This is a genomic window from Deinococcus sp. QL22 (genome assembly GCF_023370075.1).
Classification (GTDB): Bacteria; Deinococcota; Deinococci; order Deinococcales; family Deinococcaceae; genus Deinococcus.
Genome location: NZ_CP097149.1, coordinates 1,307,416 through 1,333,773, shown reverse-complemented (window position 1 = coordinate 1,333,773; position 26,358 = coordinate 1,307,416). Strand labels below are relative to the sequence as shown.

Genomic DNA, 26,358 nt, shown 5'->3' with positions numbered 1-26,358 from the left:
TGGGGAATAAGTGCACCGATGGCACTTCCATTCCGGTAACAGCATAATATGATACAGACAGAATCTTGTCAACAGATATGTGAATATATCCTTAGTCACAAATACACCGGGTAGTCTGAGAGGCTGCTGAGTGCGCAAAGCTTGAGCCCGGGTTACCGTATAGCGCTGCGCTAAGCCAAGTGGCGTATTCTCTAACTTGGCCTTCCAGTCTTCTCTGGTGCAGCATGTGCCTATGTCAGAGTCACTGCAATTGCCCACCCACACGCTATTCACGCTACGTCACTTCCAGAACGCCGATGCTAGGGCGGTGGCTGAACTCGTGACAGACGGCGTGCGCGGGCATTGGACTTATAACGTCGACCAGTTCCGAGAAGACGTGCAACCAGACCGCCTGCGTTGGGTGGCCGAGCGAAGTGGCCGCGTGGTAGCAACTGCCCGCCTCGCGCCGTTCGGCTCCGGTGCACCGGACGCCTTGCGACTGGATATGACAGGCGACGGCGCGGCATTCACGCCGCTGTATCTGGCCTTGCTGGGCCGTCTGCCCGCTGGATTCACGCGCCTGCTGGGCGTGACCCGCGAAGATTGGCCGGAGAAGATGGGCTTTTTTGGGGCGGCAGGATTCCGCAACGCCTGGCAATCGTGGGGCGCACATCTGGACTTGGCGGGCTTCAAGTTTGCCCCCTATCAACCGTTGGAAGAACGCCTGTTTTTAGACGGCTATGAAGTGGAACGCTTGGGGAAAGATGCCCCCGATTCCGACTGGGCCGCCCTGCACGCCCTCTACGAGTAGGGCAGTGCCGACGCTCCACGCAACCCCACCACCACACCGGACGTGCTAAATGCCGCCGAACTGCGCGAGATGTTGCAGCGTGAAGAAGTGGCGTTCGTGGTGCGCTGGCGCGGGGAAATTGTCGCCAGCACCCGCCTCACGCCACACAGTGCAGAAGTGGAGACTGAACACACCGTCACACACGCGGCCCACCGTTCTCGCGGCCTCGCCACCCTGGTCAAGGCCCGTGCTCTGGCTTGGGCCAAAGCGGATGGATTCTCTTCTGCCGGAACGGGGGGCACAGTGCTGAATCTGCCCATGTTGCGGGTGAATGCCCGCCTCGGTTACGTGCCTGAAGCCATGTGGGCAACATGGGAACTTGGATTGTTGGGGCTGGTCTAAAGGTAGAGGGTGTGAGGGTCTAAGAACTGCTTATAACTCTGGTTTACTCGCTCCTGTACAGCATGTGGCCGTATTCTGCGCCGCTGAAGGTCAGGCCGTGTGCGGGCACGTTTGCACCTGCGCGGGCGCGTTGGCCGCCCTGCAAAATGTCGGCAGTCTGGGCAGGCGTCAGGTGGCCTTGTCCGGCCAGCAGCAGTGTCCCCACCAGACCGCGCACCATATGGCGCAGGAAACTCTCGCCCTGCACATGAATCTCCCAAATCTCGCCTACCCTCCTCACTTCCAGCATTCGTAATTCCCGCACGGTATGGCGGTCTTCACGGGTGGCGAAGGCGGCGAAATCGTGGGTGCCGATCAGGGCGGCGGCGGCAGCGTTCATGGCCTCTGCATCCAGTTGCCCCAACACGTGTAGGGCGCGGTCTGCCCACAGCGGGTGCCGTTGCTGGGCCGTCCAGAGGCGGTAAATGTAGGCGCGGCCCGTGCAGCCGAAGCGGGCATGAAACCCGGTGGGGGCGGGTAGGGCATCCAGCACGGCCAAATCTGGAGGTAGGTGGGCATTCAGGGCGCGGGCCAAGCGCTCCGGCGCAAGCTGAAAGCTGTCTGGCACATCTATGTGGGCAGGCATGGCGTCGGCATGAACGCCTGCATCGGTGCGCCCCGCTGCCACTGGACGCGCCGCCCCACCTGCGCCCAGCCGCTCAAAAGCCTCATGCAAGGTGTCCTGCACGGTGCGGGTCTGGGGTTGCGACTGCCAGCCCGCGAACCCTGCGCCGTGATAGGCCACCGTGAGGCGCAGGCGAATAAACCCGGCAGGCGGAGCAAACAGCGGCGGGGCGTCGATAAGGGCAAGATCGGCAGACACGGCATCAACGGACACAGGCGCAGGCTAGCGGATAGAAGGGGACTGGGAAACGGCTCTCAGCTTATTTGGCCGCCAGATCGTTATCCTGTGGCTTGTGAATCTTTTCCACCGGGTTTTGCGGGCCGTCCGCCTGACCGCTTTTGCCACTCTGATCGGTGCCTCTGTGCTGGGGAGCGTGTCGCTGGCGGCCACCTACCGCGTCAAGCCGGGCGATACGCTGTCGGGCATTGCGGTGCGGGCGGGCCTGACGGTAGCGCAGTTGCGGGCGGCCAATCCTGCCCTGCGCGACGCCAATTCGGTTCAGGCGGGCCGGGTGCTGAGCCTGCCAGGGCGCGTGTTGCCTGCCACCCGGTACCGCGTCAAGGCAGGCGAGAATCTGACCTTCATCGCTCAGCGGGTGGGCCTGACCCTGACACAGTTGGTGCGGGCCAATCCCAAATACGCGGGCGGAAAACCCGTGTGGGTAGGCGCAATTATTCAGATTCCGGCCCGCACGGTGGCCGCACGCACAGCCACCGCCGCTACTGTGCGCCCCGCCGCGATCCGGGTCAATCCTGTTTTGCCGGCATCATCCGGCGCTTGGCTGTGGCCGGTGGCTGGGTACCGCAACGTCAGCAGCGATTACGGTTCCCGCGTGCTAGACGGCGTGCGTGAGATGCACTACGGCATAGATATAGTGGCTCCCACTGGAACCTTGGTGCGGGCGGCCCGCAGCGGGCGGGTGCTGGAATCTCGGCCCGATTTTGACCGGGGCTGGGGCTGGACGGTGGTTCTTCAGCATCCTGATGGGTGGATCACCCGCTACGCCCACCTAAGTGCCAACCTGGCCAAACAGGGCGAACTGGTTACGCGTGGGCAACCGATTGGGCGGGTAGGAAACACAGGCCGGTCTACAGGGCCGCATCTGCATTTTGGAACCTACCTGCGCTGGAATCCACGCGATCCGCTGAGTTTGTACTGAGCGCAGGCGGTGATAGCGTGAAAGGCTTCACCGAAGTTTGGCGTCGTTTCTTTGGCCCCCGGACTCTTGACCTCTAGACGCCGCTTTGCCTGCTCTCAGTTCTATCCGCTGAAGTGTCCTTCTTTGGCCTGCTTCTTTGTTTGTTGCTCTACAAAATGCTGATCGGTCAGGCGGTGCAACGTTCGGCGTTCGGCGACCCAACCGGTGTGGGGAAGGTGCGGCAAAAACAGTCCCGGCGCGGCGGCCACTGCGCTAGGGCGCTGAATATCCAATGCCACGGGAATCAGCAGCGTATAGGTGGGGTAGCGTTTGGGGCCCCCCACGCGCACGGCGTCCGCGCCAAAGTGGGTGCGGAGTTCAGCCAGAGCTTGCCGGAAGAGGGCCAGCGTCAGTTTGGGCGGCAAATCGGGAAACAAATCCAGTTCAGCCTGCATGCGGGTCACTTCGCCCTGCAAAGTCAGGTAGGCGATCAGGAGGGGGGTTTCGGGCCAGCGCAGAGGCACGGCCTGACCGCCCCGGCGCAGGGTAGCCTGACCTAGAGTGTCCAGCGTCCAGCCTGACGAGACCTCTGCTGACGCTGATTCACGCCGATTCGCGGCTCCATATGCCTGCTCTGCCCAACTGCTCAGGTCAGGTTCCAAGGCCGCCAATTGCATCAGTGTGGTCAGTTCTGCCAGGTCGGGGGCCAGCAGATACGGTGCGCTCAGACCTATCAGAGCGGGCAACGCTTCCCGCAAGCTGTCGAGTGCTTCTGGCACACGGTGTTGGCGGTACAGCAGGTCGGCGCGGTGCAGACTGATCCTGACCCGAAGCGGTGGCGGCAAGCTGTCGGGCACACTCAGGGCCGCGTCCAGGTCGCGCAGGGCGGCGCAGTCGTGGTGTTGGCGGCGAAGCAGGATTCCCCGGCAGGCCCAGTCACGCGGTCCAGTGGGACGGGGAAACAGAGGATAAGCGTGCATGGCAGCCAAGGCGGCGCGGTGTGCGCCCAGTACGCTCAGGCATTCGGCCAGGGCAAAGGCACAGGTGCGGCGCAAATCTACCCGCTCTACGGCCTCCAGAGCGTCGGCCAGTTCGGCTAGTGTGCCCACGTTGCCGTGATGTTGCAGCGCGGCCAATGCTCTGAGCGCCCGCGCATCCGGGCCGACCGTACCGGGCGTCGGTGTTGGGCGATTCTCTTCGGATGCCTTGTCGGCACAGACCACCTCAGAAGTGACCAGTGCCCATTCGGCGATCCAAACATCAGCCCAAATTTCTACCCAGGCATCCGCTGGAAGTGCGGGGTCTGCCTTGCCCTGTGCTGTGAGGGCCGCCTGAAGTGCCCGCCCTGCCTGCGCCGCCTCGCCTGCCTCACGCAGTCCCCGTGCCAACGCCAGCCAGAGGTGCGGGGCCAACGGAGAGGGCACTCTGGTCGCTAGCTGCACGCACTGAAAGGCCCGCTGCCAGTTGATCTGCTGGGGCCGGGTTCCGGCTTCACGCAGCGCTGCCCAAGCCTGCGCACAGGCCAAGGCCACGCCCGCCAGGTCATCGCCGCCCAGGCTCTGATGGGTCAAGTGGTTCAGGGCCGCTGTCTCAAGTCGCCCGGCAGAGGCTTCTAGCCCCAGGAGCGCGTAAATATGCCCCAGGGTGGCCCGCGCCCAAAGATCGCCGCCCGCGTTGGCCCGCGCCATCGGCCAGAGTGCTTGCTGTATTCGGCCCGCTCCCAGCAATCTGAGGGCCTGTACACGCCAGTTGGACGCCCACTGAATCACCGCAGGCGACACAGGAACATCGTCAAACTCAGTGGCAGAGGGGAAGGAGGACACGGTATGAACCGTAGCCTAGCGCGTCTGAAGGATGAAGAGAGCCGTAATTGACAGGTCAGTCCCCCATTTGGGTGAGGAGAACCTGAGCCGCTAGCATAGGCTGATGCCCGCTGCTGAGCCTGCCGCCCTATTCCCCGTTCAGGTGCAGTATGTCGAAGCCCGCGATAACGGCGACGGCCTGGTGGCTACGGCCCTCAGCGCCCATCTGCACACGTTGCAGTCCCAACCCGGATTCTTGGGCGCAGAATTGCTGGTTAGTCCCGCCCAACCGGGATTGCTGCTGATTGCCAGCCGGTGGGCTTGCCCCGCGCCCCAGCTTGCGCTACCTGCCGGGGCCAAATCGTGGGTGTTCGAGGTGCAGGAATCGCGGGGTGCCGTGAGCAGTGAATAGTCAGTGGTGAGTGAGAACTGCGTGGTGGCCAATTGATGCGTGCTTTTCCAGATCACACACCCATCCTCAGTTGTGCGTCATCTCCAGCGGAATCACCCACGCCGTAAATTCTTCGTCAGTGACGTAACCCAGTGCCACTGCCGCTTCGCGCAGGCTGCTGCCTTCCTTGTGCGCTTTTTTGGCAATGGCAGCGGCCTTGTCGTACCCGATGTGCTTGTTCAGCGCCGTGACCTGCATCAGGTTGATGCTCAGGTTTTCTTCAATCTTGGCGAGGTTCGGCTCTATGCCCACCGCGCAGTTGTCGTTGAAGGCGAGGCTGGCATCGGCAATCAGGCGAATGCTTTCCAGCACGGCGTGAACCATCACGGGCTTGAACACGTTCAGTTGAAAATTGCCCTGACTGCCCGCAAAGGCCACCGTCGCGTCGTTGCCAAACACGCGGGTCGCCACCATCGTCAGCGCCTCGCTCTGGGTCGGGTTCACCTTGCCGGGCATGATGCTGGAGCCGGGTTCGTTTTCGGGAATCACAATTTCGCCGATGCCGTTGCGGGGGCCACTGGCAAGCCAGCGCACGTCGTTCGCCATTTTCATCAGTGCGCCTGCCAGAGTGCGCAACGCCGCCGAGGTCTGCACCAGCGCGTCGTGGGCGCTCAGGGCTGCAAATTTGTTCTCTGCCGAGCGGAAGGGGAAGCCCGTTTCTGCCTCATATTTCTGCGCGGCCAGGTCGCCAAATTTGGGGTGCGCGTTCAGGCCTGTGCCGACTGCCGTACCGCCGATGGCAAGGTCGTATAGGCCCGCTTCGGCGTGTTTCACTTCGGCCAATGCGTAGTCCAGTTGGGCCACCCAGCCGCCGATTTCCTGGCCCAGCGTGATGGGCGTGGCGTCTTGCAGGTGCGTGCGCCCCACCTTCACCAGTCCGGCGTGTTGCCCGGCTTTGGCGTGCAGGGTGCCGCGCAATTTGCCCACGCTGCCGTACAGGCGGTGGTTCAGTTCCAGCACCACGGCGATGTGCATGGCGGTGGGAAAGGTGTCGTTGCTGCTCTGGCCCCGGTTCACGTGGTCGTTAGGATGGACGGGCGCTTTGCTGCCCAGCACGCCGCCCGCCAGTTCTATGGCGCGGTTGGAAATCACCTCGTTGGCGTTCATGTTGCTCTGGGTGCCGCTTCCGGTCTGAAACACCACCAGCGGAAAATGGCTGTCCAGCGTGCCCGCGATCACTTCATCGGCGGCCCGCACGATCAGATCGGCCACATCCTGCGGCAATTCGCCCAGGTCGGCATTGGCCTGCGCTGCGCCCTTTTTCAAAATCCCCAATGCCTGAATAACGGGTCGGCCCCACACGAACGTATCGCGCCCGATCGGGAAATTGTGAATGCTGCGCTCGGTCTGTGCGCCCCAATACCGGTCAGAGGCGACTTCCAGCTTGCCCATCGTGTCGGACTCGGTGCGGGTTGAAGGTTGGCGGGTGTCGGTCATGCGCTCAGTTTAACGGTGAGTGGCAAACAGTGGGCAGAACAGAGCCGCCGTTCCTAAACCCCTCGGCCCTTAGACGCCCTGCCTTACGGTCTGCTCTCCTCTCCCCTGCCAGAATGGGCGGCATGAGTGGTCTGATAGATGTGGCAATCGTGGGCGCTGGCCCGGTGGGACTCGCGGCAGCTATCGCCTGCAAACGGGCTGGCCTGAGTTACGTGGTGCTGGAAAAGGGCTGCGTGGTCAACGCCATTTTTGAGTACCCCACCTACATGACGTTTTTTACCACCGCCCCTGAACTGGAAATCGGCAATCATCCGATGGTGACGGGCCACGACAAGCCGGATCGCCGCGACGCCCTGATGTACTACCGCCTTGTGACGCAGCGCGAGGAATTGAACGTGGAGCAGTACACCACCGTGACCGAGATTCACGCGGCCCCGGCAGGCTTCACGCTGGAAATCGAGGCACGGGACGGCACCCCCGGCGTGGTGGAAGCGCGGCGCGTGATCGTGGCGACGGGCTACTACGACAATCCCCTGCACCTCGGCATTCCCGGCGAGGACGGCGACAACGTGTCGCACTATTACACCGAGGCGCACCCGTTTATGGGCCTCAACGTGACCGTAATCGGTGCGGGCAACAGCGCCGCCGACGCCGCCCTTGATCTGTGGCGCGGCGGGGCGAAGGTGACGATGGTGGTGCGTGCGCCCGAACTCAAATCCACCATCAAATATTGGGTACGCCCTGACCTGGAGAACCGGATCAAGGAAGGCAGCATCGCCGCACATTTCAACTCACGGGTGGTCGAAATCCTGCCTGACATGGCACGAATCGAGCGGGCCGATGGCAGCACGTTTGAACTCCCCACCCATTTCACTTTTGCCCTGACCGGCTACCGTCCCGACCTCAGTTTTCTGGACGGTTTGAATCTGGCGCAGCACCCAGACGCCTGCTTGGTCATGTCAGATGCGTACGAAAGCAGCACGCCGGGCCTGTTCGTGGTAGGTAGCGCGGGCTTTGCAGGCAAGACCAATCAGGTATTTATTGAAAACGGACGGCATCATGCGGTGGCAGCGGTGGCCGAGATTGGCCGGCAACTGGAAAACTCAGCCTTGGTCACTCGCTAAACGGCCTGACAGCACGCCCGTCTTCACGTTCACGCGCTTCACAATTCAGTCTGGAGCGCGTGAAATACTGCCGAGCATGAAGGGTCAATCGAGGCGTGTAGGAACATGGACTGTGCTGATGAGTGCGGTATTGGGTGCGGCACTCTTGGGCGGCGCGGTGGCGCAGACGGCAGCGCAGATAGATACACCGCCCATTGCTGTGCCGCCTGTGGCGCAACCCACGCCGACGCCGCCCGCTGCACCCGCGCCAATCGTGATTCCGGTGTTGCCTCTGCCGCCCACGCCTCCCGGTGTTACGCCGCCTGCTCCTCCACCTATACCCGTTCCACCTGTAGAAGTGCCCCCAGAAGTCGTGCCGCCCGCACCACCCACAGAGCCGATGCCGGAGCCTGTGCCGACTCCGCCCGCCGACCCTGCCCAGCCCGCACCCACGCCCCCGGAACCCAGCGTGAAGGTCACGCCCCCCCGCACCGCGCCGCTGCTGATCACGGTGCGTGCCGAGTGGCCTGCGCTGGTCGACGGCAAAAAAACCACGTTGCCCTTCACCCGTACCCTGACTGTTTCCGCTGCGCGGGTGACCCAGTTGCGGCAGCGTGGGGGCAGCATCAGTGCTTCCCTGGAAGCCGACCTGAAGAAATTTGTGGCCGATCTGCCCTCCAAACCTGAAAATGCCCGCTTTGAAGAGCTGTGGGACGGCTGGTCTATCGTGCAGCGCAACGGCCTGATCATCAATATGGACAAGACCCGCGCCAGCATCGAAACAGTGTTGAAAAACCCGCAGGGCGTGCAGGCCAGCGTGATCGTGTCTGGACAGGTAGCCCCGGAGCGCACGCTGAATTTCTTTGTCTCACGCGGGATTACGCAGCACTTGGGCACCGGCGAAACCAACTACTACGGCAGCAGCCCAGCCCGTGTCACCAATATTCACGTCGGCGCGTCGCGCTTCAAAGACCGCCTGATCGAGGGCAAGGTCTTCTCGTTCAATCAGGCCGTAGGCGCGATCAACACCCAAAACGGCTTCGTGACTGGGTTGGTCATTTCTGGCGAACGCACCGTCGACGGCGTGGGCGGCGGCATCTGTCAGGTCAGTACCACTGTGTTTCGTACCCTCTACGGCGCGGGCTTGACAGCCACCCAGCGCCAGAATCACTCGTACCAGGTGCGCTACTACGATCCTTCGGGCCTCGACGCAGCGGTATACCAGCCCACACTCGACCTGAAATTTGCCAACGATACAGGCGGCGCACTCTGGTTCCAGACCGACTGGAACGATGAAGAAGCCCGCCTGAGCATCGCCGTGTTCGGCAAGGCCCGTGACTACACGGTAGAGGTCGGCACGCCCCGCACTCTCGCCACCCGCGCCTCGCCCGTCGACCGCCTGATTTCCGATTCCACCCTGCCCGCCGGACAGCGCAAACAAGTCGACTGGGCGGCCCCCGGAGCCACGTTAGAAGTCACCCGCAAATTTATCCGCAATGGGCAAACTTTCAAACAGGACACCCTGCGGAGTGTGTATCGCCCTTGGCCCAACATCTTCTTGGTCGGCACGCGCCGATAAACTCTAGAACTCTAGGGGGAGAGGCCATTAATGCCTCTCCCCTCCTGTGTTTAAGCTCTTCCTTAGACCTATTCCTCAGCGGCGAATCCAAGCAGTTCCAGAATCCGGTCAAGCTCCTCGCGTGAGCCGTAGTTCAGTTCCACGCGTCCCTTGTCTTCCCCTGTGATCCGTACACGTGTCCCCGTGCGGCGGCTTAAATCCAATTCCAGTTGGCGGTAAGTGCGCGGGGGATTGACCGGAATAGGCGTATGGGCCGCCGCCTTCCCAGCTTTGGCTTCCCGATTCAGAGCTTCGGCGTCACGCACGTTCAGGCCACGCGACACGATCTGTTCCAGCGCCCAATCGCGGTTTACGGCAGGCTGCGCGAGGATAGCGCGAGCATGACTGGCGGTAATTTCTCCGCTGTCCAGCGCCCGCAGCGCGGCGTCACCCAGCGTCAGCAGGCGCAGTGCGTTAGAAACGGTGCTGCGGCCTTTGCCTACCGCCTGCGCCACCCCTTCCTGATTCAGCCCATGATCCAGCAACGCCTGATAGGCCCGCGCTTCTTCCAGCGGCCCCAGATCTTCGCGCTGTAAGTTCTCTACAATCGCAATTTCCAGCGCCTCGCGGTCTGCCAGATCCCGGATAATCACTGGGAGTTCAGTCAGGCCTGCAAGCTGGCTGGCCCGCCAACGCCGCTCGCCGGCCACAATCTCGAAGGCGTCGCCGCGTGGGCGCACCAGCAGGGGTTGCAGCACGCCCTTTTCACGGATGCTCTGGGCCAGTTCCGCCAACCCTTCGGCGGCAAACACCTGCCGGGGTTGGTACGCCGCCTGCACGATCCGGTCCAGGCGCAGGGTCTGCACTCCGGTCAGGCTGGCAATTTCAGCTTGAGGCTTACCCAGCAGAGCGTCCAGACCGCGCCCAAGGCTAGATTTTTTCGACACGCTGCATCACCTCTTCGGCAAGCCGTTTGTAGGCCGCCGCGCCGCTCGACAGGGGCGCAAAAGCGTTGATGGGCTTGGCAAAGCTGGGCGCTTCCGACAACCTGACATTGCGTGGAATGACCGACCAGAACACCAGTTCCCCAAAATGCTGCCGCACCATCGTCTCCACTTCCTGTGCCAGATTGGTACGCCCGTCGAACATGGTCAGGGCCACGCCCAGCACCTTCAGGCGCGGATTGAGGCCGCCCTGCACGCGATGCACAGTTTCCATCAGGCCTGCCAGTCCTTCCAGCGCGTAATACTCGGCCTGTAAGGGAATCAGCAGAGCGTCGGCAGCGGCCAGTACATTGACGGTCAGCGGGCCAAGGCTGGGCGGCGCGTCTATCAGCACCAGGTCGTAGCCCTTCACACTCGCCAATAGTCGTGTCAGGGCGTCCGGATCTTCGGCCAGTTCCACGCCTGCGCCTGCCAGATCAGGTGTGGCGGGCAACACGTCCAGCCCCGCCTGATCGGTGGTGCGCGTCCATTCGGCCACCCGGCCCGGTTCACCCAGTGCTTCATACAGCCCTTCGGTGGCTCCGCGTAGACCCAGCCCGCTCGTGGCGTTGCCCTGAGGATCCATGTCCAGCAGCAGCACGCGCCGCCCGCCCGCCGCGAGGTAGGCGGCCAGATTGATGGCAGTGGTCGTCTTGCCTACCCCACCTTTTTGATTGACCACGCCGATGGTCTTCACGAGCGTTCCTTAACTGCGAGCATCGCCAGTGAAGATACCGTTATTGGGCGGGCCAGGTGCGTTACGGTAGAGCAGAGCCGTCTCACGTATTGCCGTTCCAGAAGAGCGGTTGATGGTTCGGTACGCCCGGACGCCGGGGATATTTGGCGGGGGTCGGCTTCAGCTTCTCAATCACGATCAGAGTGCGGGCGTCGCCCAGAATCGGCAGCGTGAAGGGGTCAACCACTTGCACTTTGCCGCCCACTTCTCCCGATGCACGGCGGCCCGCGTTCAGTTCCTCATTGCTGATCGGGCCTTTTTGCGCCACCAGCAAGCCGTTTTCGCGGAGCAGAGGCAGGGCCAGTTCTGCCAGGATTGGCAGGGCGGCCACGGCACGCACGACTACGCGGTCATAGCGTTGGCGGTGTTCGGGATCTTGGCCCAGTTCCTCGGCGCGGCCCACCAAAGGATTCACGTTGGTCAGGCCCAGTGCAGCGGCGGTGGCGGCCACAAACTCTATCTTTTTGCGGGTGGAATCCACCGGAACCAGTTGCAGGTCAGGCTGCACGATAGCCAGTGGCAAGGCAGGAAAGCCCGCGCCTGTGCCCAGGTCTATGACCCGGTGAACGCCGTGCAGATAGCCACCTTGCAGACAGGTCAGCGAATCCACGAAGTGCTTGAGGATGATGTCGGGCTCTTCCTTGAGTGCGGTGAGGTTGGTGCGGGCCGAGCCTTCCAGCAACAGCCTCAGCAGTTCGGCAAAAGCGGGCAGATGCGGCGTGAGGTCTAGCCCCAGCGCGTCGCCGCCCCGCAGCAACAGGTCTTGGCCTTCGGGTGTCATGGCGTGCCCTGCGTTTCAGGGGTCAAATCGGGTGTGTTCATCAGGCCGTACCTCGTTTTCATATCTGTGTAGCGTTCAAATACATGGTCATCCAATTCGGCCATTGGCAGCGCGTCCAGCAGCGGCACCAGCTGTTCGCGCAGCACTTTGCCCCGCGCCATCCACTGGTAATACTGGCGTCCCCCGTGGTCGTAGGGGCCGTATAGGCGCGAGCCGGGGCAGATTCGCAGCATGGCTTCAAACAGTTTGCGGTGGCGGGTGTGCATCCTCAGCGTGATGTGGGGCTGCTTGCCGTCGCCGCCGAAGTGCCCTTCACCAATCAGGATGCCCAGCAGGAGTCCCTGATCGAAGGGAGGAGTGGGAACGGAAGGATCAGTGGGCTTATCCATGTTTCACCGTCAAGTTTCCCGTGAAACGCAGCTGAGGTCAAGCGCTCCATCTCCGTTTGCGACCCAGATTTGTTTCACCGTCAGGTTTCCCGTGAAACATTCTCAGATCGTTTGACGTTTCAGGTGCACCAGCAGGGCGCTGATGTCGGCGTGGCGCACACCCGGCACGCGGGCCGCTTGTTCCACGGTCAAGGGACGCACCCGGCCCAGCTTCTCGCGGGCTTCGTTCGACAGAGCGATGATTCCCGCAAAATCTACGCCCGCCAGACTCAGTTCCCGCGCCCGCCCTTCCGACTTCAGCTGGGTTTCAGCGCGTGCGATGTAGCCTGCATATTTCACCCGTATTTCCAGTGCTTCCCGCTCGGTGGCGTCCAGCGCAGGCAAAGTGAAGCCTAACGCCTCCACATCCGGCAGTGTGAATTCCGGGCGGCGCAACCAGGCATCCCCTGTGTGGCCCTGTACGCGCTGGCGATTCAACTCGGCCACAGCGTCGGCCACTCGCCCGTATTTGGCGGCCACACGGTCTCGCTCGCCCTCATCTACCAAGCCCAGTTCATGCCCCAGCGGCGTCAGGCGTTCGTCGGCGTTGTCCTGCCGCATCAGCAGGCGGTGTTCTACGCGGCTGGTCATCATGCGGTAGGGTTCGTCGCTCCCTTTGAACACCAGATCGTCCAGCATCACGCCTAGATACCCTGTCTCGCGGCCAATAAACTGCTCGGGCAAGCCTTCGGCGCGGCGGGCGGCGGCAGTTCCGGCCACCAGGCCCTGGGCGGCGGCTTCCTCATAGCCACTGGTGCCGTTGATCTGCCCCGCCGTGAAGACTCCAGGCAACTGGCGAGATTCGAGATTCAGGGTCAATTCGGTGGAATCCACCACATCGTATTCCACGGCGTAGGCGTAGCGCTGAATTACGGCTTGTTCAAAGCCGGGTAAGGTACGTACCAGACGGTCTTGCAGATGCGGCGGCAGCGAGGAGCTGAAGCCCTGCAAATACACCTCACTCGTTTCTATACCATCGGGTTCCACAAACAGCAGATGGCGGTCATGGTGGGCAAACCGCACCACCTTGTCCTCAATGCTGGGGCAATAGCGCGGCCCTAGGCCCTCGATGTCTCCGGCGTACATCGGCGACTCGTGCAAGTTTTCCTGAATCAGACGGTGGGTTTCGGGGGTGGTGTAGGTCTGCCAAGTGGGGGAGCGGGTAGCGCGTGGGCCGGGCTGCCCCGTAAAGCCGCGTGGGTTGGGGTCAGCGGGAATCTCCAGAAGGTCTTCAAAGCGAACTGCGTCGGCCCGTACACGTGGCGGCGTCCCCGTTTTATAGCGCTTCAGCACATGTCCGGCCCGCGCCAACGGCTCCGACAAGAAACGGGAAGGCGGTTCGCCCTGTCGTCCTTCGGGGCGGGATTGGCGTCCGTACCACGTCACCGCCCGCATAAAGGTGCCTGCCGCGATGACCACGCTGCGGGCCGCCAGCCTGCGCCCGTCCGTCGTGATGACCCACCAGCCGCCCTGCCCGTCGCTCTCCAGATCGGCGGCCTCTCCACGCACCACATCTAGGCCGCTGTGTCCCAGAATCACGTCCTGCGCGTATTCGGCGTAGGCATCGCGCTCATTTTGCACCCGGAGCGACTGCACCGCCGGCCCCTTGCTGGCGTTCAACACGCGGGTATGGATGGCGGTGGCGTCGGCCAGTTGTCCCATCAGGCCGCCCAGCGCCTGAACTTCAAAGACCAGTTGGCTTTTGCCAGGGCCGCCCACTGCCGGGTTGCAGGGCATCCGGCCAATGGTCGAAGGATTGCCGACCAACAGCGCCACCCGCGCATATTTGGCCGCCGCCCACGCCGCTTCCAACCCCGCGTGGCCGCCCCCGATTACGATTACGTTCCATCCCGTCTGCACGCCGCTCATCTCAGAAAAGAGTGTAGTGGGCGGGGGCAGAGATTGCGCGGCGCTGGGTTACGGTCTGGCTGCCAGTCCATCACAGTGGCTAACCGGCTTACAGATTAAGATGACTTCATGGACTTTGCCTCGCTGCGTGCTGACTTGATCGGAACGGACACCCTGATTCGCACCCCGTTCGGGCCTCGCCGCGTGACTTATGCCGACTACGTGGCGTCCGGGCGGGCGCTGCGCAGCATAGAGGAGCGGGTGCAAACGCTGGCGCTGCCGCTGTATGCCAACACCCACACCGAGGACAGCGCGACAGGTGCACAGACCACGCATCTGGCGCATCAGGCCGCCGAATACGTGAAGGGGCAACTGGGCGGCGACGCTACCTGCAAGCTGGTGTACTGCGGATCGGGGAGTACGGCGGCGGTGAGGCGGCTACAAGACATTCTGGGCCTCAGCGTGCCGGAAGCCCACCGCGCCGCCACCCTGAACACCATGCCTGCCCACGAGCGCCCGGTGGTGTTCGTTGGCCCCTACGAGCACCACAGCAACGAGGTCAGTTGGCGGGAAACGTTGGCGGAAGTGGTGGAAGTCCCGCTGTGCGAGCGCGGCAATCTTGATCTGGATGCGCTGGTGACGCTGCTGAAGGCCCCAGAGTTTGTGCGTCGGCCCAAGATCGGTTCCTTCAGCGCGGCCAGCAACGTGACTGGCCTGCTGACCGATACGCGCACGGTGGCCCGAATCTTGCACGCGAATGGGGCGTTTGCCTGCTTCGACTTTGCGGCCAGTGGCCCCTATGTGCAGATCGATATGAAGCCCGGCAAGGCAGACGGTTACGACGCGGTTTTTCTCAGCCCGCATAAGTTCGTCGGTGGCCCCGGCACGCCCGGCTTGCTGTGCTTTCAGGAGCATCTGTATCGCCTGACGGTTCCGAGTACGGCGGGCGGCGGCACAGTGCGCTACGTGAGCCGCACCAAGCACGCTTACATAGACGACATCGAGGCCCGTGAGGACGCCGGAACGCCCGCCATTCTGGGCAAAATTCGCACCGCGCTGGCCTTCAAAGTCAAAGAGGAGTTGGGTGTGAAGGCGCTGACGGCGCGTGAACACGAGTTGTTTTCACGCGCCATGTCGCGCCTGACCCCCAACAAGCGCGTACATCTGCTGGGCAACCCAGAGGCTCCACGGCTGGCCTTCCTATCGTTCCTGATCCGCACCGAGTCGGGCGCGTTCCTGCATCCCCGCTTCGTGGTGCGCCTGCTGAACGACCTGTTCGGCATTCAGGCACGGGGCGGGTGCGCCTGTGCCGGGCCATACGGTCATGTGCTGCTGGGCATAGATGAGGAACGCAGCGAGCGCTACCTGAACTGCGTCTTGGGTGAGATGGACGGCCTGAAACCCGGCTGGACGCGCCTGAACCTCGCACCCTGGGCCACCGACGTGGAAATAGAGTTTTTGCTGGACGCTATAGAGTTCGTGGCGGCATGCGGCGAACGGTTTTTATCGCTGTATCACTTCAATTGGGGTTCCGGCGCGTGGACGCATGAGGCCGACACTGCCCCGCTGGATTTGTTTGGCGACGCCCGCCCAGAGCGCAGTGGGGGAGACGTGCCCTACGAGGCGTATCTGGCCGAAGCTGAGGCGCGGGTGGCGGCCCTCGTGCCCGATCTGGAGCAGAGAAGTATTCCGGCGCATATTCCGGCAGACTTGGTGTTTTTCGCGTATTGAACGTAGGCTGCCAGTCTGGAAGGTGGCTAAGTGTCAAGGGTCTGAGGATCTAAGAAAGGCTTCCAACTCCAATGAAAGCCGTTGCTCTGACCCCTTGTGGGACTGGAACGGATTGAGGAGAGGGGGGCGCTGCCAAAGCAGCGGGGTGAGGGGGCCACCGGTGCGAGGTTCAGCCCCGCCCCTTGTTTCCAACCCCGTCCAGCACTACCAGACACCCCTGATCCTCAGCAGTGCCCCGCGACAGCTTCAGCCAGTGCGTCTCACTACTTGCGATCTCGTCAGTGCCCAGCCCAGCGAACTGGAAGCAATCTGCCCAGTTTGGTCAGACCTGCTCTGTAATCAAACCCGCACCCAGCCGTCTCTTTTTCCCTGGGCGCGGCGAAACGGGCCAAATCCGTATAAGATACCTAACGAGCGTTTGCTAGACAGATTTCTACAGCAGAAGGAGGCCAGAGCTTGAGCTATTGCCCGTGCCTTTTGCCGCCTGCTGCATCCCAATCCCACTCCGCATTTCCCCTATGCATCCGAGGAGGCCCGGTCATGACGACCGCTTCACAACCCACACCCAGCACCGAATTGACCTCTTTATCTTCCAGCCCCATCGAACCCTTTTCCCCCGAGCCGTTGCGCTGGGTAGCCGAAGATGGCCGTCCTGTACGCGAGTTGCCCGTTCGTTACACGCCAGAACTGCTGCGAGAACTGCACCACGAGATGGTGCGTGCCCGCGAGTTTGACCGCAAACTGGTGACGCTGCTGCGGCAAGGGCGCACGACCTTTTATGCCCAGTCCAGCGGCATGGAAGCCACGCAGGTCGGGCTGGCCCGCTCTATCCGCGTGGGCCACGATTGGGTGTGGCCCTATTACCGCGACCACACGCTGGGATTAGCCATGGGTGTGCCCATGATCGACCTGATCAGCCAGTGCCTCGGCACCAATTCCGACCTGTGCAAGGGCCGCCAGATGCCGCATCACTTTGGCAGTGCCAGCAAGAATTTCGTGTCTATCAGTTCCAGCATCGCTTCGCAGGTGCCGCCCGCAGCGGGTAACGCGATGGCCCAAAAGTATCTCGGCACTGATGAAATTACCCTGTGTACCTTTGGCGACGGCGCGACCAGTGAGGGCGACTGGCACGCGGGCCTGAACATGGCGGGCGCGGCCAAAGCTCCGGCGTTGTTCGTGTGCGAGAACAACCAGTGGGCCATCAGCACCAATCTGGCTGCCCAGACCGCCAGCCCAAACATCCATATCAAGGCCAAGGCCTACGGGATGCCGGGATTTTATGTCGATGGCAACGATATTGTGGCCGTCATGGAAGTCTGCGGACACGCCGCCGAATGGGTGCGGGCAGGCAATGGCCCCGCGCTGGTGGAATGTCTGACCTACCGCGTGGGTTCTCACAGCAACGCTGATGCTGACGCCGAAAAGAACTACCGCACCCGCGACGAGGTGAACTCCTGGCTGGCCCGCGACCCGATTGCCCGCATAGAAGGGCTGTTGGCGCACCTGGGCCACCCGGTAGACGCCGAGGAACGCGCCAACCTGATCTCGTCGGTTCACCGGGCCGTCGACGCCGACGTGCTGAAGGCCGAAGCCACCGGGCAGCCCGACTGGCGCATCATGTTCGAGGATGTGTACGCCGATACGCCGCCCCATCTGCGTGAGCAGGCCGCCTTTGTGCGGGCCGAGCAGGAGGGGCAGAAATGACGGCCACCCAAGACCGATCCGCTCAGACCGGGCAAGCACAGACGGGTGAAACACGCACCCTCACACTGATTCAGGCCGTGACGGAAGCCATGCGTGAAGAATTGGCCCGCGATGACCGGGTAGTGGTGTTTGGCGAGGATGTAGGCGCACGCGGCGGGGTTTTTCTTGCTACTGCCGGACTTCAGGCCGAATTTGGCCCGCGCCGAGTGTTTGATACGCCGCTCTCTGAAGCCAGCGTGGTGGGCGCGGCAGTGGGCATGGCCGTGCGTGGTCTGCGTCCCATCGCCGAAATTCAGTTTGCCGATTACATGGGGCCGGGCTTCGATCAGATCATCAGTCAGGCGGCCAAAATCCGGTACCGCAGTGGTGGGCAATTTACCGCGCCCATGATCATTCGCACGCCCAGCGGCGGCGGCGTCAAGGGCGGACACCACCATAGCCAGAGTCCCGAAAGTTACTTCACGCACACGCCGGGCCTGAAAGTGGTGATGCCCAGCACGCCCTACGACGCCAAAGGCCTGCTGAAAGCCGCCATTCGCGGAGAGGACCCGGTGATCTACTTTGAACCCAAGCGGCTGTACCGCGCCGCCAAAGGTGAAGTGCCCAGCCATGATTACATCGTGAAAATTGGCGAGGGCGCGATTCGGCGGGAAGGCACTGACCTGACGCTGGTGGGCTACGGCGGCGTGATGCCCGACGCGGAGCGGGCCGCCGCCGCATTGGCCGCAGAAGGCGTGAGCGTGGAGGTCATCGATCTGCGAAGCCTGGTGCCTTGGGATCGAGAACTCGTCCTCAGCAGTGTGCAAAAAACGGGCCGAGCCGTGCTCGTCAGCGAGGCCCCGCGCATCAGCAACTTTATGGGCGAGGTAGCCTACGTGATTCAGGAGCAGGCCTTCGACTCGCTGCTGGCTCCGGTGGGACAGGTCGCGGGCTTCGATACGCCCTATCCGTATGTGCAGGACAAGGTGTATCTGCCCGGCCCCAACCGCATCACGGCGGCCTGCGTCAAGGCTTTGAACTACTGACCTTCTATGCTAAAAGCCATGAACCCCAACTTCCTACGCCCCTTCCTCGGCACCATCGGCCTGCTGATCGGCTTTGGCTTGTACTCGCAGGCAGGCCGCTTACCCGAACCGTGGCAAAGCCTGTGCATCGGCGCGATGTTCTTACTGTTGGGCTTGGCGGCATGGTTCTACGCGGGCGACGAGCGCTGGATCAAGATTCTGGGCGTGATTTTGATGGTCTACGGCCTGCTGCGGGCCTTCCTCCTGCGCTGAACACAATTCATTCGGAGCTTGATTTATTCCCACGCTCCATATTTCACACCCGAGGTAACTCATGAAAGAAGTGCTGCTGCCCGAACTCGCCGAAAGCGTCGTCGAGGGCGAAATCCTGAAATGGCTGGTAGAGGAAGGCGACATGATCGCGCTGGAGCAACCGCTCTGCGAAGTCATGACCGACAAAGTGACGGTGGAACTGCCCAGTCCGGTGGCCGGACGCCTGAGCAAGCGCTTGGCGCAGGAAGGCGACGTGGTGGCCGTCCATGCTGCCATTGCCCTGATCGACGAGAGCGGCGCGGCGAGTGCTGATGTTGCGTCAGCCCCGGCAGCAGGGGAGAGCGTGGCCCCGATTCAGGCCATTCAGGACAGCGCCCAGAACCCGACCACCACAGCCGAGCATCTGCCCCCGCAGGCGCAGGAGGAACGCTCGATTGTAGAAGCGGGCCATATTCCGGCCAAGGCGGAAGACGACACCAGTCTCTTTAAAGCCTTTGCCAGCGACGAAACGGTGAGGGTGCAGGGTTTGGGCCAGGGCTTAGGCACAGGTGGACGGACTGCTGTTCTGACGCCGCCCGCCCCCGCTCAGCCTGCCGTGCAGACCCGTGAAGATGGCCGCATCCTGGCCGTACCTGCTGCTCGCCAACTGGCCCGCGAATTGGGTGTAGACCTCGCGCAGGTGCAGGGCAGCGGCCCCAACGGGCGGGTGCGCGTGCAGGACGTGACGGCGCATGTGGAGCGGGCTAAAGCGCCAGCTACACATGCTCCAGCCCCACAGCCTCAGCCCGTTCAGCCTGCCGCCGCTGCTCCAACTGCTCCCCAGCCTCAACCCCAAGCGCCCGCCAAGCCTGCCCCAGCCAACACCGGCGGAATGCCCGTTGCGCCTGTTCAGTACCGCACGCCCAAAGGCTACGAACACCTCGAAGACCGCGTGCCACTGCGGGGAATGCGCCGCGCCATCAGCAACCAGATGCAGGCCAGCCACCTCTACACCGTCCGCACCCTCACCGTGGATGAGGTGAACCTGACCAAGCTCGTCGCCTTCCGTGACCGCGTGAAGGCCGAGGCGAAAGAGGCGGGCGTGCGCCTCAGCTATATGCCGTTCTTCTTCAAGGCGGTGGCGGTGGCCCTGCGCAAATACCCCAGCCTCAACACCTCGTTTGATGAGGCCACCGGCGAGATTGTGCAGAAGCGCTACTACCACATGGGCATGGCCGTCGCCACAGATGCCGGCCTGACCGTACCCGTGCTGCGTGACGTGAACCACAAGAGCGTGTTCGACCTGGCCCGCGAAGTGGTAGACCTCGCAGGCCGCGCTCAGAACGGCAAGCTGAGTGCCGACGAACTGACGGGCAGCAGCTTCAGCATCACCAACATCGGCTCTATCGGGGCGCTGTTTTCCTTCCCCATCATCAACGTGCCCGACGCCGCCATTCTGGGCGTGCACTCCATCGTCAAGCGTCCGATTGTGAACGAACACGACGAGATCGTAGTGGCCCACATGATGTACCTGAGCCTCAGCTTCGATCACCGCCTTGTAGACGGCGCGGAAGCGGCCCGCTTTTGCAAAGAAGTGATCCGGTTGCTGGAGAATCCAGACCGGTTGATGCTGGAAGGAATGTAACAGGGAACGTGAAAGGTGGATCGTAGACCGTGGGTTGAGCTTTGACCACGGTCTACGATCCACCTTCTGTTGTCCGATCCTTACCCGTTGACGACTTCGCCCCCGTTCACATGCATCACCTGGCCCGTTACGTAGCTGCTATCCTCACTCGCCAGATACACATAGGCGGGCGCAACTTCGGCGGGTTGGCCGGGGCGTTTCAGGGGTACATCTGCGCCGTGTTCGCCGACCCGTTTGGCGTCAAAGGTAGAGGGAATCAGGGGCGTCCAGATCGGGCCGGGAGCCACCGCATTCACGCGGATGCCCTGTTCGGCCAGCGCCTGGCTGAGGCTGCGGGTAAAGGCCACCTGTGCGCCCTTGGTACTGGAATAATCCAGCAGTTCCGGGCTGCCCTTGTAGGCTGTGATGCTGGTCGTGTTGATGATGCTCGCGCCCTCTTTCAGATGGGGCAGTGCCGCCTGAGTCACGTAAAACATGCCGAAGACGTTAGTGCGGAAGGTGGCCTGCAACTGCTCCGGCGTGATGTCGGTCAGGCTCTCCTGCGGGTGCTGCTCGGCGGCATTGTTCACCACGATATCGAGGCGGCCAAACTTGTCCACCGTTTGCTGCACGGCGTCTTTGGCAATCTGGGGGTCGCCCACGTCGCCCGCGATGGTCAGGCATTGGCGGCCCTCGCCCTCAATCATCTCGGCGGTGGCTTTGGCGTCCTCGTGTTCGTCCAGATACAGCAGCGCCACGTCTGCGCCTTCCCGCGCAAAATGTACCGCCACCGCCCGTCCGATGCCGCTGTCGCCGCCTGTAATGAGGGCGACTTTGCCTTCCAGTTTGCCACTGCCCCGGTAGTTGTCGCGCACCACGACAGGGGCCACGCTCATTTCTGCTTCGCTGCCCGGTTGCTCACTTTGCGTTTCGGCGGGCACCTGTTCGGGCATGTCCTGAATGGCGGCGGTTTCCGGCTGGCCTGTCTGGTCTGAGGTCATGCGCTTATTTCACACGCCCCAGCCTGCTTTGTCCTTTAGAGCATATGTAGCAAATACAGGCAGAAGCCTCAGAAGGTCTTGGACCTGACCAAAGAAAACACCCACCCCCGAGCAGTAAGGGGTGGGTGTTTTGAAGGGCTTGAGGCTTAGAGCAGGGCTTTGACCGTCTTTACCACGTTGGGCACGCTGAAGCCGAATTTCTCGAACAGGATGGGGGCGGGGGCCGATGCACCGAAGGTGTCCATGCCGATCACCGCGCCTTCCAGGCCGACCCACTCGTACCAGGGCTGCTTGGTGGCGGCTTCTATTGCCACGCGCTTCACGCCGGGGGTCAGCACGCTGTCGCGGTAGCTGCGGTCTTGAGCGCGGAACACCTCCATGCAGGGCATAGACACCACGCGGGCACCGATGCCCTCGGCGGCCAATGCGTCGGCACTGCTGAGTGCCAGGGCAACTTCGCTGCCGCTGGCCACCAGAATCACCTGTGCGTTGTCGGCGTCACGCAGCACATACGCACCCTTTTTCACGCCTGCATGGTTGCGGGGCAAGATCGGCAAATCCTGACGGGACAGGATCAGGGCGGTGGGGCCTTTGCCGTATTCCAGCGCCATAAGCCACGCGGCGGCAGTTTCGTTGGCGTCGGCGGGGCGGATCACCTGTGCGCCGGGCACCGAACGCAGCATCGCCAGTTGCTCGATGGGCTGGTGCGTGGGTCCGTCTTCGCCGAGACCGATGGAGTCGTGCGTCAACACATAGGTCACGGGCTGCATCTGCAGGGCCGACAGGCGGAAGGCGGGCTTGAGGTAATCGGCGAACACCAGGAACGTGCCTACCATCGGGCGCAGGCCACCAAACAGGCTCAGGCCGTTGGCGGCGGCAGCCATGCCGAATTCACGCACGCCGAAGTACACGTTGCGGCCCGCGTAATTGCTGCTGTCCAGCGTACCGCCGTCGGTAATAGTGGTTTTGGTGCTGCCACTCAGGTCGGCGCTGCCGCCCATCAGACCGGGCACCACTTTTGCTAGCGCGTTGATGATTTCGCCGCTGCTGACGCGGGTGCCCGAAGCCTTGCCGCCCACTTCATAGTTGGGCAGCGCATCGGCCAGATTGGCAGGCAGTTCGCGGGCCAGCATGGCGTCCAGTTCGGCAGCCAGTTCGGGGTGGGCGGCGTGGTAGCCCGCCATCATCTCGTTCCACTGGCCTTCCTGCTCCGCGCCGCGTGCGGTGGCGTCCATGTGGGCCTTCACTTCGCCCGGCACCGTAAAGGGCGGGAAGTCCCAACCCAGTGCGGCTTTGGTGGCGGCCACGCCTTCTGCGCCCAGGGGTTCGCCATGCGCCTTGCTGGTGCCTGCGCGGGGGCTGCCGAAGCCGATCACGGTACGCACATGAATCAGGGTGGGCTGATCCTTGTTGGCCTTGGCCTGCTCAATGGCGGCGCGAATCTCGTCCAGATTGTTGCCGTCCTGCACGCGCAGCACTTGCCAGCCGTAAGCGCGGTACCGCTCGGAGGTGTCTTCGGACTCGGCCTTGTCGGTGGCGGTGTCCAGTTGTACCTGATTGTCGTCGTGCAGCCAGATCAGTTGGCCCAGCTTCAGATGCCCGGCCAGCGCTGCCGACTCGTGGTTCACGCCTTCCTGCAAGTCGCCGTCGCCCAGGATGGAGTAGATGTAGTTGCCGAACACGGGGAATTCGGGGCGGTTGTAGCGGGCAGCCAGGTGCGCCTCGGCCATCGCCATACCCACCGTCATCGCCGCGCCCTGACCCAGCGGCCCGGTGGTGGCGTCCAGCCCCTTGGTATGAAAAAACTCCGGGTGGCCGGGCGTCTTGCTGCCCCATTGACGGAAGTTTTTGATGTCCTCTAGCGGCATGTCGTAGCCGGTCAGGTGCAGCAGCGAGTAGATGAGCATGCTGGCGTGGCCTGCCGACAGCACAAAGCGGTCACGGCCTGCCCACTCGGGGTTTTTGGGGTTGTGGCGCAGGAAGTCCTGCCACACCACATAGGCCATCGGAGCGGCTCCCAGCGGCGCACCGGGATGGCCGCTGTTGGCCTGCTGCACACCGTCGATGCTGAGGGTGCGGATGGTATTTACGCTCAGTTGCGCCACGCTGGAGGTCTGACCCATGACCTGCTCTGTGCTGGCCTGCTCTGGACTAGTGGACATGCCGCCTATCTTAACCTGTTAGCAGATGGTGTACACCGGACACGAATAGGCTGCCCTTCATTTTCCGCCTACATCCGGCCCACGGATTTCTAGCCCACCTGCTCTGCCCCGAACACCCGGCCCGGCGCAGCGTAATCGTTCCGGGCCGCCACCAACTGAATTTCGCGGGTTCCAGCCTGGTGGGTGCGCTCCAGCAGAGTGTACAGGGCGCTCATAGACAGGCTCAGCGCTGCGGCCACATCGCTCATACGGATGTACTGCCCCAAAAACAGCGCGGCAATGGCGTCTCCAGTGCCGTTGCGAGGCGGATCGAGCGGCAGCAGGGGCGTACGGCACAGCCAGGCTCCTTCACCCGTGACCGCCAGGGTTTCGATGGTGTCCTGCGGCGCGTCACTGCGGGTCAGGCTGGTCACCAGCACGATCTGGGGGCCTCCGGGCTTCAGGCGACTCCTGAGGGCGTGTGCGGCACTCAGGGCGTCTTCCAGCGTATGTATTGTTTGCCCGGTCAGGAGTTCCAGTTCAAACTGATTGGGCGTCACGATGTCAGCGGCGGGGATGGCCTGAGCCGCGATCAGCACCGGCAGTTCGGGCCGCACGAACACGCCGCGCCCCACGTCACCCATCACGGGGTCGCAGCAGTACAGCGTGGCTGGATTGGCTGCCCGTACGCGCTGCACCGCGCCTACAACGGCGGCCACCGTGCCTTCACTGCCCATGTAGCCGCTGAGAACCGCGTGACATTCCGGCAGTGCGCCGCGTGCCTCTATGCCGTCCAGCAACTCGGCCACCAATTCCGGCGGGAATACCGCGCCCGTCCACGCTCCATAGCCGGTGTGGTTGGAAAACTGCACTGTGTTCACCGCCCAGACCTCGAACCCCAGGCATTGCAGCGGAAACACGGCGGCGGCATTCCCTACATGTCCGTAACTGACCCAGGACTGGATGCTGAGAATGTTGAGCGGCACTGGTGCGGAGGCTGGAGCAACGGTCATGCCCTCAGGATACGGCCTGGACAGGCTTTACCGAACAACGCTATTACCGAATGGCGCTGGCCTTGAAGGGTTTGGCTGCTGCCGAAAACAGCACGTCCCATGTGGCGCGGTCGACTTGCCCAGTGACGCCTAGGCCGTTGGCCGCCTGAAACGCCCGCACGGTGGCAGCTGTGACCGGGCCAAAATAGCCGTCGCCGCGCCCGCCGCCGCTGGGCTGGGTCAGGGTGATCAGGCGGTTCTGAGCGGCCAGTACGTCTTGGCCGTTCATACGCTTGGGCAGCAGTTCCAGCAGACGTGTGTAGGGCAGCGGGGCCAGTGACGCCGTATTGGGTATCGGTATGGTGGCGGGCGTGCGGGCCGGGGGCGTTGGTGCAGGAGCAGGCGGCGCAGTCGGAGTCGGGGCGGGCGTGGGCCGGGTCAGCGTCACTCCGCCGATTTGGGTGGAGTTGGCGGACGTGGTGGTGGTCGGGGTGGCGGGCTTGGCCACCGCGCTGGGTGTGGTCGGTGCGGCAGCGGGCGCGGGCGCACTGTTGGGCGGCGTATCCACATACACCAGCGTCTGGGCGCGTCCATCCGGGTCGGGTTGCAGGCGCACGTACACGAAGCCCGCCGGGGTTTTTAGCCAGTTAAACACGCTGCGCTGCTCGTCACGGCTGCGCCACACGCCGTACAGGTCGGCCTCCAGCTCGGCCACCAGTTTCATCCGCACGCTTTCCACGCTGCCGCCTGTGCCCACGCAGGCTTTCAGGTTGGTACCGATTTTGGCGAAACTGGTGGGGCAATTCCTCAATACGCCGTCCAGCACGCCAGCCAGCCGCACCGCCGCCTTCTCTACATCCGCTTTGGCGGGGGCAGCGGCGGCAGGTAAGCCAACAACAGTGGCACATAGGAGGGCAAACGGGAGGGCAACGCGCTTCATCAAAATAGAAGTAGCACGCACAGGTCAGGGGAGTCTGATGGGGCTGTCAGAAAGGCTTGAGCATGTCTTGATGTGGCTTCGGGTGCGGCTTTCAGCGGCGGGGGGCGCGGGCTGAAAACTGCTGTGCCACGCTAAATGCATGACCGCCGCCCAGCAGACGCAACTGCGAATCACTGACTCAGCACAGGCCCGTGCCCTGCGGCAACAGCATCATTTTCTGGCCCGTTTTCTCGCGCCGCATTCTCCCAGTGACATTGCTGCGTCGGTGGGCATGGCCGCGAATCTGGCCCACCACCACGCCCGCAAACTGGCTGCACTAGGATTATTGATTCGGCTGGAGCGTCAGGCAGGCAAAGTGGCCTACCAACTGGCGGCGCGGGAATTCCTGATCGCGTCCAGCCTGCTGCCACCCGAAGACGCACAGGGCAACGGAACCAGGGATATGCAGGAACTCTCGGCGGCCTTCCTGCACGCCTACGAACGGTCATGGAGTGTGATGCAGGGCGATGTGGACGGCACGTTCGGCTTTGGCGACCACCTCACGCCCGCGCCGCCTATCAGCCTGTTGAACAAGCCCGCCGACGAGCCGTATCCCACCTATCTGGACGCTCTGACCCTGCGCCTCACACCTGAACGCTATGGCCGCCTAGCCCACGCCCTCAGCAATTTGATAGCCGATGCTGCCGCCGAACCGATAAGCAATGAAGGCCAACCTTGCACGCTGGCAGTGTTGGCCTTCGAGGGTGTGCCGGGTGAATCGGGCGGGGAAATGAAAGGCCTATCGCGCCGCCTGAACTCGTTTTTGGGTGCGGAAGTGGGAGAGAGAACCACTCGAAGAGATCCCGCCCCAGCACCTTAGACCGCAGACC

General features: G+C 62.9%; 24 protein-coding genes. 12 read left to right on the top strand and 12 right to left on the bottom strand.

Annotated elements, in window-relative coordinates:
- Positions 1-232 precede the first annotated feature (232 nt).
- Positions 233-790 carry a GNAT family N-acetyltransferase gene (locus tag M1R55_RS06495; protein ID WP_249393871.1) on the top strand — a complete coding sequence of 186 codons (558 nt, stop codon included), beginning with the start codon at positions 233-235 and terminating at the stop codon, positions 788-790.
- A 42-nt stretch (positions 791-832) separates the two neighbouring features.
- Entirely contained in the window at positions 833-1,171 is a 339-nt protein-coding gene (locus M1R55_RS06490) for a GNAT family N-acetyltransferase (protein WP_249393870.1), read from the top strand.
- Positions 1,172-1,214: 43 nt separating this feature from the next.
- On the opposite strand, the gene truA is transcribed toward M1R55_RS06490, so the two are convergent.
- On the bottom strand, positions 1,215-2,048 hold the full coding sequence (gene truA, locus M1R55_RS06485) for a tRNA pseudouridine(38-40) synthase TruA (protein ID WP_371827166.1): 834 nt from the start codon (positions 2,046-2,048) through the stop codon (positions 1,215-1,217).
- A 79-nt stretch (positions 2,049-2,127) separates the two neighbouring features.
- On the opposite strand from truA, the gene M1R55_RS06480 reads away from it, so the two are divergent.
- On the top strand, positions 2,128-2,994 hold the full coding sequence (locus M1R55_RS06480; RefSeq protein WP_249393869.1) for a M23 family metallopeptidase: 867 nt from the start codon (positions 2,128-2,130) through the stop codon (positions 2,992-2,994).
- 101 nt (positions 2,995-3,095) lie between these two features.
- On the opposite strand, the gene M1R55_RS06475 is transcribed toward M1R55_RS06480, so the two are convergent.
- Positions 3,096-4,796 carry a hypothetical protein gene (locus tag M1R55_RS06475; RefSeq protein ID WP_249393868.1) on the bottom strand — a complete coding sequence of 567 codons (1,701 nt, stop codon included), beginning with the start codon at positions 4,794-4,796 and terminating at the stop codon, positions 3,096-3,098.
- 103 nt (positions 4,797-4,899) lie between these two features.
- Between M1R55_RS06475 and M1R55_RS06470 the strand changes: the two genes are divergently transcribed.
- The gene (locus tag M1R55_RS06470; protein WP_249393867.1) at positions 4,900-5,187 is read left to right on the top strand and encodes an antibiotic biosynthesis monooxygenase; all 288 of its coding nucleotides are present in this window, start codon (positions 4,900-4,902) and stop codon (positions 5,185-5,187) included.
- 66 nt (positions 5,188-5,253) lie between these two features.
- Here M1R55_RS06470 and fumC read toward each other — a convergent pair whose 3' ends face one another.
- Positions 5,254-6,663 carry a class II fumarate hydratase gene (gene fumC, locus M1R55_RS06465; RefSeq protein WP_249393866.1) on the bottom strand — a complete coding sequence of 470 codons (1,410 nt, stop codon included), beginning with the start codon at positions 6,661-6,663 and terminating at the stop codon, positions 5,254-5,256.
- A 122-nt stretch (positions 6,664-6,785) separates the two neighbouring features.
- Between fumC and M1R55_RS06460 the strand changes: the two genes are divergently transcribed.
- Together M1R55_RS06460 and M1R55_RS06455 are read left to right on the top strand one after the other, a co-directional pair.
- Complete coding sequence (locus M1R55_RS06460; RefSeq protein WP_249393865.1) at positions 6,786-7,787, top strand: YpdA family putative bacillithiol disulfide reductase; 1,002 nt, start codon at positions 6,786-6,788, stop codon at positions 7,785-7,787.
- Positions 7,788-7,905: 118 nt separating this feature from the next.
- Positions 7,906-9,345, top strand: coding sequence for a VanW family protein (locus M1R55_RS06455; protein WP_249393864.1), 1,440 nt, complete (start codon positions 7,906-7,908; stop codon positions 9,343-9,345).
- 68 nt (positions 9,346-9,413) lie between these two features.
- On the opposite strand, the gene parB is transcribed toward M1R55_RS06455, so the two are convergent.
- The 5 genes from parB to mnmG form a co-directional block, all read right to left on the bottom strand.
- The gene (gene parB, locus M1R55_RS06450) at positions 9,414-10,271 is read right to left on the bottom strand and encodes a ParB/RepB/Spo0J family partition protein ParB (RefSeq protein ID WP_249393863.1); all 858 of its coding nucleotides are present in this window, start codon (positions 10,269-10,271) and stop codon (positions 9,414-9,416) included.
- Positions 10,255-11,004, bottom strand: a complete 750-nt coding sequence (locus M1R55_RS06445) for a ParA family protein (RefSeq protein WP_249393862.1) — start codon at positions 11,002-11,004, stop codon at positions 10,255-10,257. The genes parB and M1R55_RS06445 overlap by 17 nt, the downstream gene beginning before the upstream one ends.
- An 82-nt stretch (positions 11,005-11,086) precedes the next feature.
- A complete protein-coding gene (gene rsmG / locus M1R55_RS06440; protein ID WP_249393861.1) occupies positions 11,087-11,824 on the bottom strand; it encodes a 16S rRNA (guanine(527)-N(7))-methyltransferase RsmG in 738 nt (245 codons plus the stop codon).
- Positions 11,821-12,213, bottom strand: a complete 393-nt coding sequence (locus M1R55_RS06435) for a hypothetical protein (RefSeq protein WP_249393860.1) — start codon at positions 12,211-12,213, stop codon at positions 11,821-11,823. Before M1R55_RS06435 ends, rsmG begins: the two co-directional genes overlap by 4 nt.
- Positions 12,214-12,315: 102 nt before the next feature.
- On the bottom strand, positions 12,316-14,121 hold the full coding sequence (mnmG, locus tag M1R55_RS06430; RefSeq protein ID WP_249393859.1) for a tRNA uridine-5-carboxymethylaminomethyl(34) synthesis enzyme MnmG: 1,806 nt from the start codon (positions 14,119-14,121) through the stop codon (positions 12,316-12,318).
- 108 nt (positions 14,122-14,229) lie between these two features.
- On the opposite strand from mnmG, the gene M1R55_RS06425 reads away from it, so the two are divergent.
- From M1R55_RS06425 to M1R55_RS06405, 5 genes are all read left to right on the top strand, one after another.
- Positions 14,230-15,831, top strand: coding sequence for an aminotransferase class V-fold PLP-dependent enzyme (locus tag M1R55_RS06425; protein ID WP_249393858.1), 1,602 nt, complete (start codon positions 14,230-14,232; stop codon positions 15,829-15,831).
- Positions 15,832-16,371: 540 nt separating this feature from the next.
- Positions 16,372-17,535 carry a thiamine pyrophosphate-dependent dehydrogenase E1 component subunit alpha gene (locus M1R55_RS06420; protein WP_249393857.1) on the top strand — a complete coding sequence of 388 codons (1,164 nt, stop codon included), beginning with the start codon at positions 16,372-16,374 and terminating at the stop codon, positions 17,533-17,535.
- Positions 17,532-18,560 carry an alpha-ketoacid dehydrogenase subunit beta gene (locus M1R55_RS06415; protein ID WP_305880275.1) on the top strand — a complete coding sequence of 343 codons (1,029 nt, stop codon included), beginning with the start codon at positions 17,532-17,534 and terminating at the stop codon, positions 18,558-18,560. Before M1R55_RS06420 ends, M1R55_RS06415 begins: the two co-directional genes overlap by 4 nt.
- An 18-nt stretch (positions 18,561-18,578) precedes the next feature.
- Positions 18,579-18,812, top strand: coding sequence for a hypothetical protein (locus tag M1R55_RS06410; protein WP_249393856.1), 234 nt, complete (start codon positions 18,579-18,581; stop codon positions 18,810-18,812).
- Between the two features lie 61 nt (positions 18,813-18,873).
- On the top strand, positions 18,874-20,436 hold the full coding sequence (locus tag M1R55_RS06405; RefSeq protein ID WP_249393855.1) for a dihydrolipoamide acetyltransferase family protein: 1,563 nt from the start codon (positions 18,874-18,876) through the stop codon (positions 20,434-20,436).
- 80 nt (positions 20,437-20,516) lie between these two features.
- On the opposite strand, the gene M1R55_RS06400 is transcribed toward M1R55_RS06405, so the two are convergent.
- The 4 genes from M1R55_RS06400 to M1R55_RS06385 all read right to left on the bottom strand — a co-directional run bounded on the left by M1R55_RS06400 (position 20,517) and on the right by M1R55_RS06385 (position 25,510).
- Positions 20,517-21,416, bottom strand: a complete 900-nt coding sequence (locus tag M1R55_RS06400; protein WP_249393854.1) for an SDR family oxidoreductase — start codon at positions 21,414-21,416, stop codon at positions 20,517-20,519.
- Between the two features lie 146 nt (positions 21,417-21,562).
- On the bottom strand, positions 21,563-23,578 hold the full coding sequence (tkt, locus tag M1R55_RS06395) for a transketolase (protein ID WP_371827165.1): 2,016 nt from the start codon (positions 23,576-23,578) through the stop codon (positions 21,563-21,565).
- An 89-nt stretch (positions 23,579-23,667) separates the two neighbouring features.
- Positions 23,668-24,570, bottom strand: a complete 903-nt coding sequence (gene pdxY / locus M1R55_RS06390) for a pyridoxal kinase (protein ID WP_249393853.1) — start codon at positions 24,568-24,570, stop codon at positions 23,668-23,670.
- Positions 24,571-24,613: 43 nt separating this feature from the next.
- Complete coding sequence (locus M1R55_RS06385) at positions 24,614-25,510, bottom strand: peptidoglycan-binding domain-containing protein (protein ID WP_249393852.1); 897 nt, start codon at positions 25,508-25,510, stop codon at positions 24,614-24,616.
- Between the two features lie 118 nt (positions 25,511-25,628).
- On the opposite strand from M1R55_RS06385, the gene M1R55_RS06380 reads away from it, so the two are divergent.
- Positions 25,629-26,348, top strand: coding sequence for a winged helix-turn-helix domain-containing protein (locus M1R55_RS06380; RefSeq protein ID WP_249393851.1), 720 nt, complete (start codon positions 25,629-25,631; stop codon positions 26,346-26,348).
- Positions 26,349-26,358: the final 10 nt, after the last annotated feature.

Excerpts from the sequence above, each read along its gene's own strand:
- M1R55_RS06495 (WP_249393871.1), top strand. The coding sequence starts at position 233 with ATGTCAGAGTCACTGCAATTGCCCACCCACACGCTATTCACGCTACGT.
- M1R55_RS06470 (WP_249393867.1), top strand. The coding sequence starts at position 4,900 with ATGCCCGCTGCTGAGCCTGCCGCCCTATTCCCCGTTCAGGTGCAGTAT.
- fumC (WP_249393866.1), bottom strand. The coding sequence starts at position 6,663 with ATGACCGACACCCGCCAACCTTCAACCCGCACCGAGTCCGACACGATG.
- M1R55_RS06460 (WP_249393865.1), top strand. The coding sequence starts at position 6,786 with ATGAGTGGTCTGATAGATGTGGCAATCGTGGGCGCTGGCCCGGTGGGA.
- M1R55_RS06455 (WP_249393864.1), top strand. The coding sequence starts at position 7,906 with ATGAGTGCGGTATTGGGTGCGGCACTCTTGGGCGGCGCGGTGGCGCAG.
- rsmG (WP_249393861.1), bottom strand. The coding sequence starts at position 11,824 with ATGACACCCGAAGGCCAAGACCTGTTGCTGCGGGGCGGCGACGCGCTG.
- M1R55_RS06435 (WP_249393860.1), bottom strand. The coding sequence starts at position 12,213 with ATGGATAAGCCCACTGATCCTTCCGTTCCCACTCCTCCCTTCGATCAG.
- mnmG (WP_249393859.1), bottom strand. The coding sequence starts at position 14,121 with ATGAGCGGCGTGCAGACGGGATGGAACGTAATCGTAATCGGGGGCGGC.
- M1R55_RS06425 (WP_249393858.1), top strand. The coding sequence starts at position 14,230 with ATGGACTTTGCCTCGCTGCGTGCTGACTTGATCGGAACGGACACCCTG.
- M1R55_RS06420 (WP_249393857.1), top strand. The coding sequence starts at position 16,372 with ATGACGACCGCTTCACAACCCACACCCAGCACCGAATTGACCTCTTTA.
- M1R55_RS06415 (WP_305880275.1), top strand. The coding sequence starts at position 17,532 with ATGACGGCCACCCAAGACCGATCCGCTCAGACCGGGCAAGCACAGACG.
- M1R55_RS06410 (WP_249393856.1), top strand. The coding sequence starts at position 18,579 with ATGAACCCCAACTTCCTACGCCCCTTCCTCGGCACCATCGGCCTGCTG.
- M1R55_RS06405 (WP_249393855.1), top strand. The coding sequence starts at position 18,874 with ATGAAAGAAGTGCTGCTGCCCGAACTCGCCGAAAGCGTCGTCGAGGGC.
- M1R55_RS06400 (WP_249393854.1), bottom strand. The coding sequence starts at position 21,416 with ATGACCTCAGACCAGACAGGCCAGCCGGAAACCGCCGCCATTCAGGAC.
- tkt (WP_371827165.1), bottom strand. The coding sequence starts at position 23,578 with ATGTCCACTAGTCCAGAGCAGGCCAGCACAGAGCAGGTCATGGGTCAG.
- pdxY (WP_249393853.1), bottom strand. The coding sequence starts at position 24,570 with ATGACCGTTGCTCCAGCCTCCGCACCAGTGCCGCTCAACATTCTCAGC.
- M1R55_RS06380 (WP_249393851.1), top strand. The coding sequence starts at position 25,629 with ATGACCGCCGCCCAGCAGACGCAACTGCGAATCACTGACTCAGCACAG.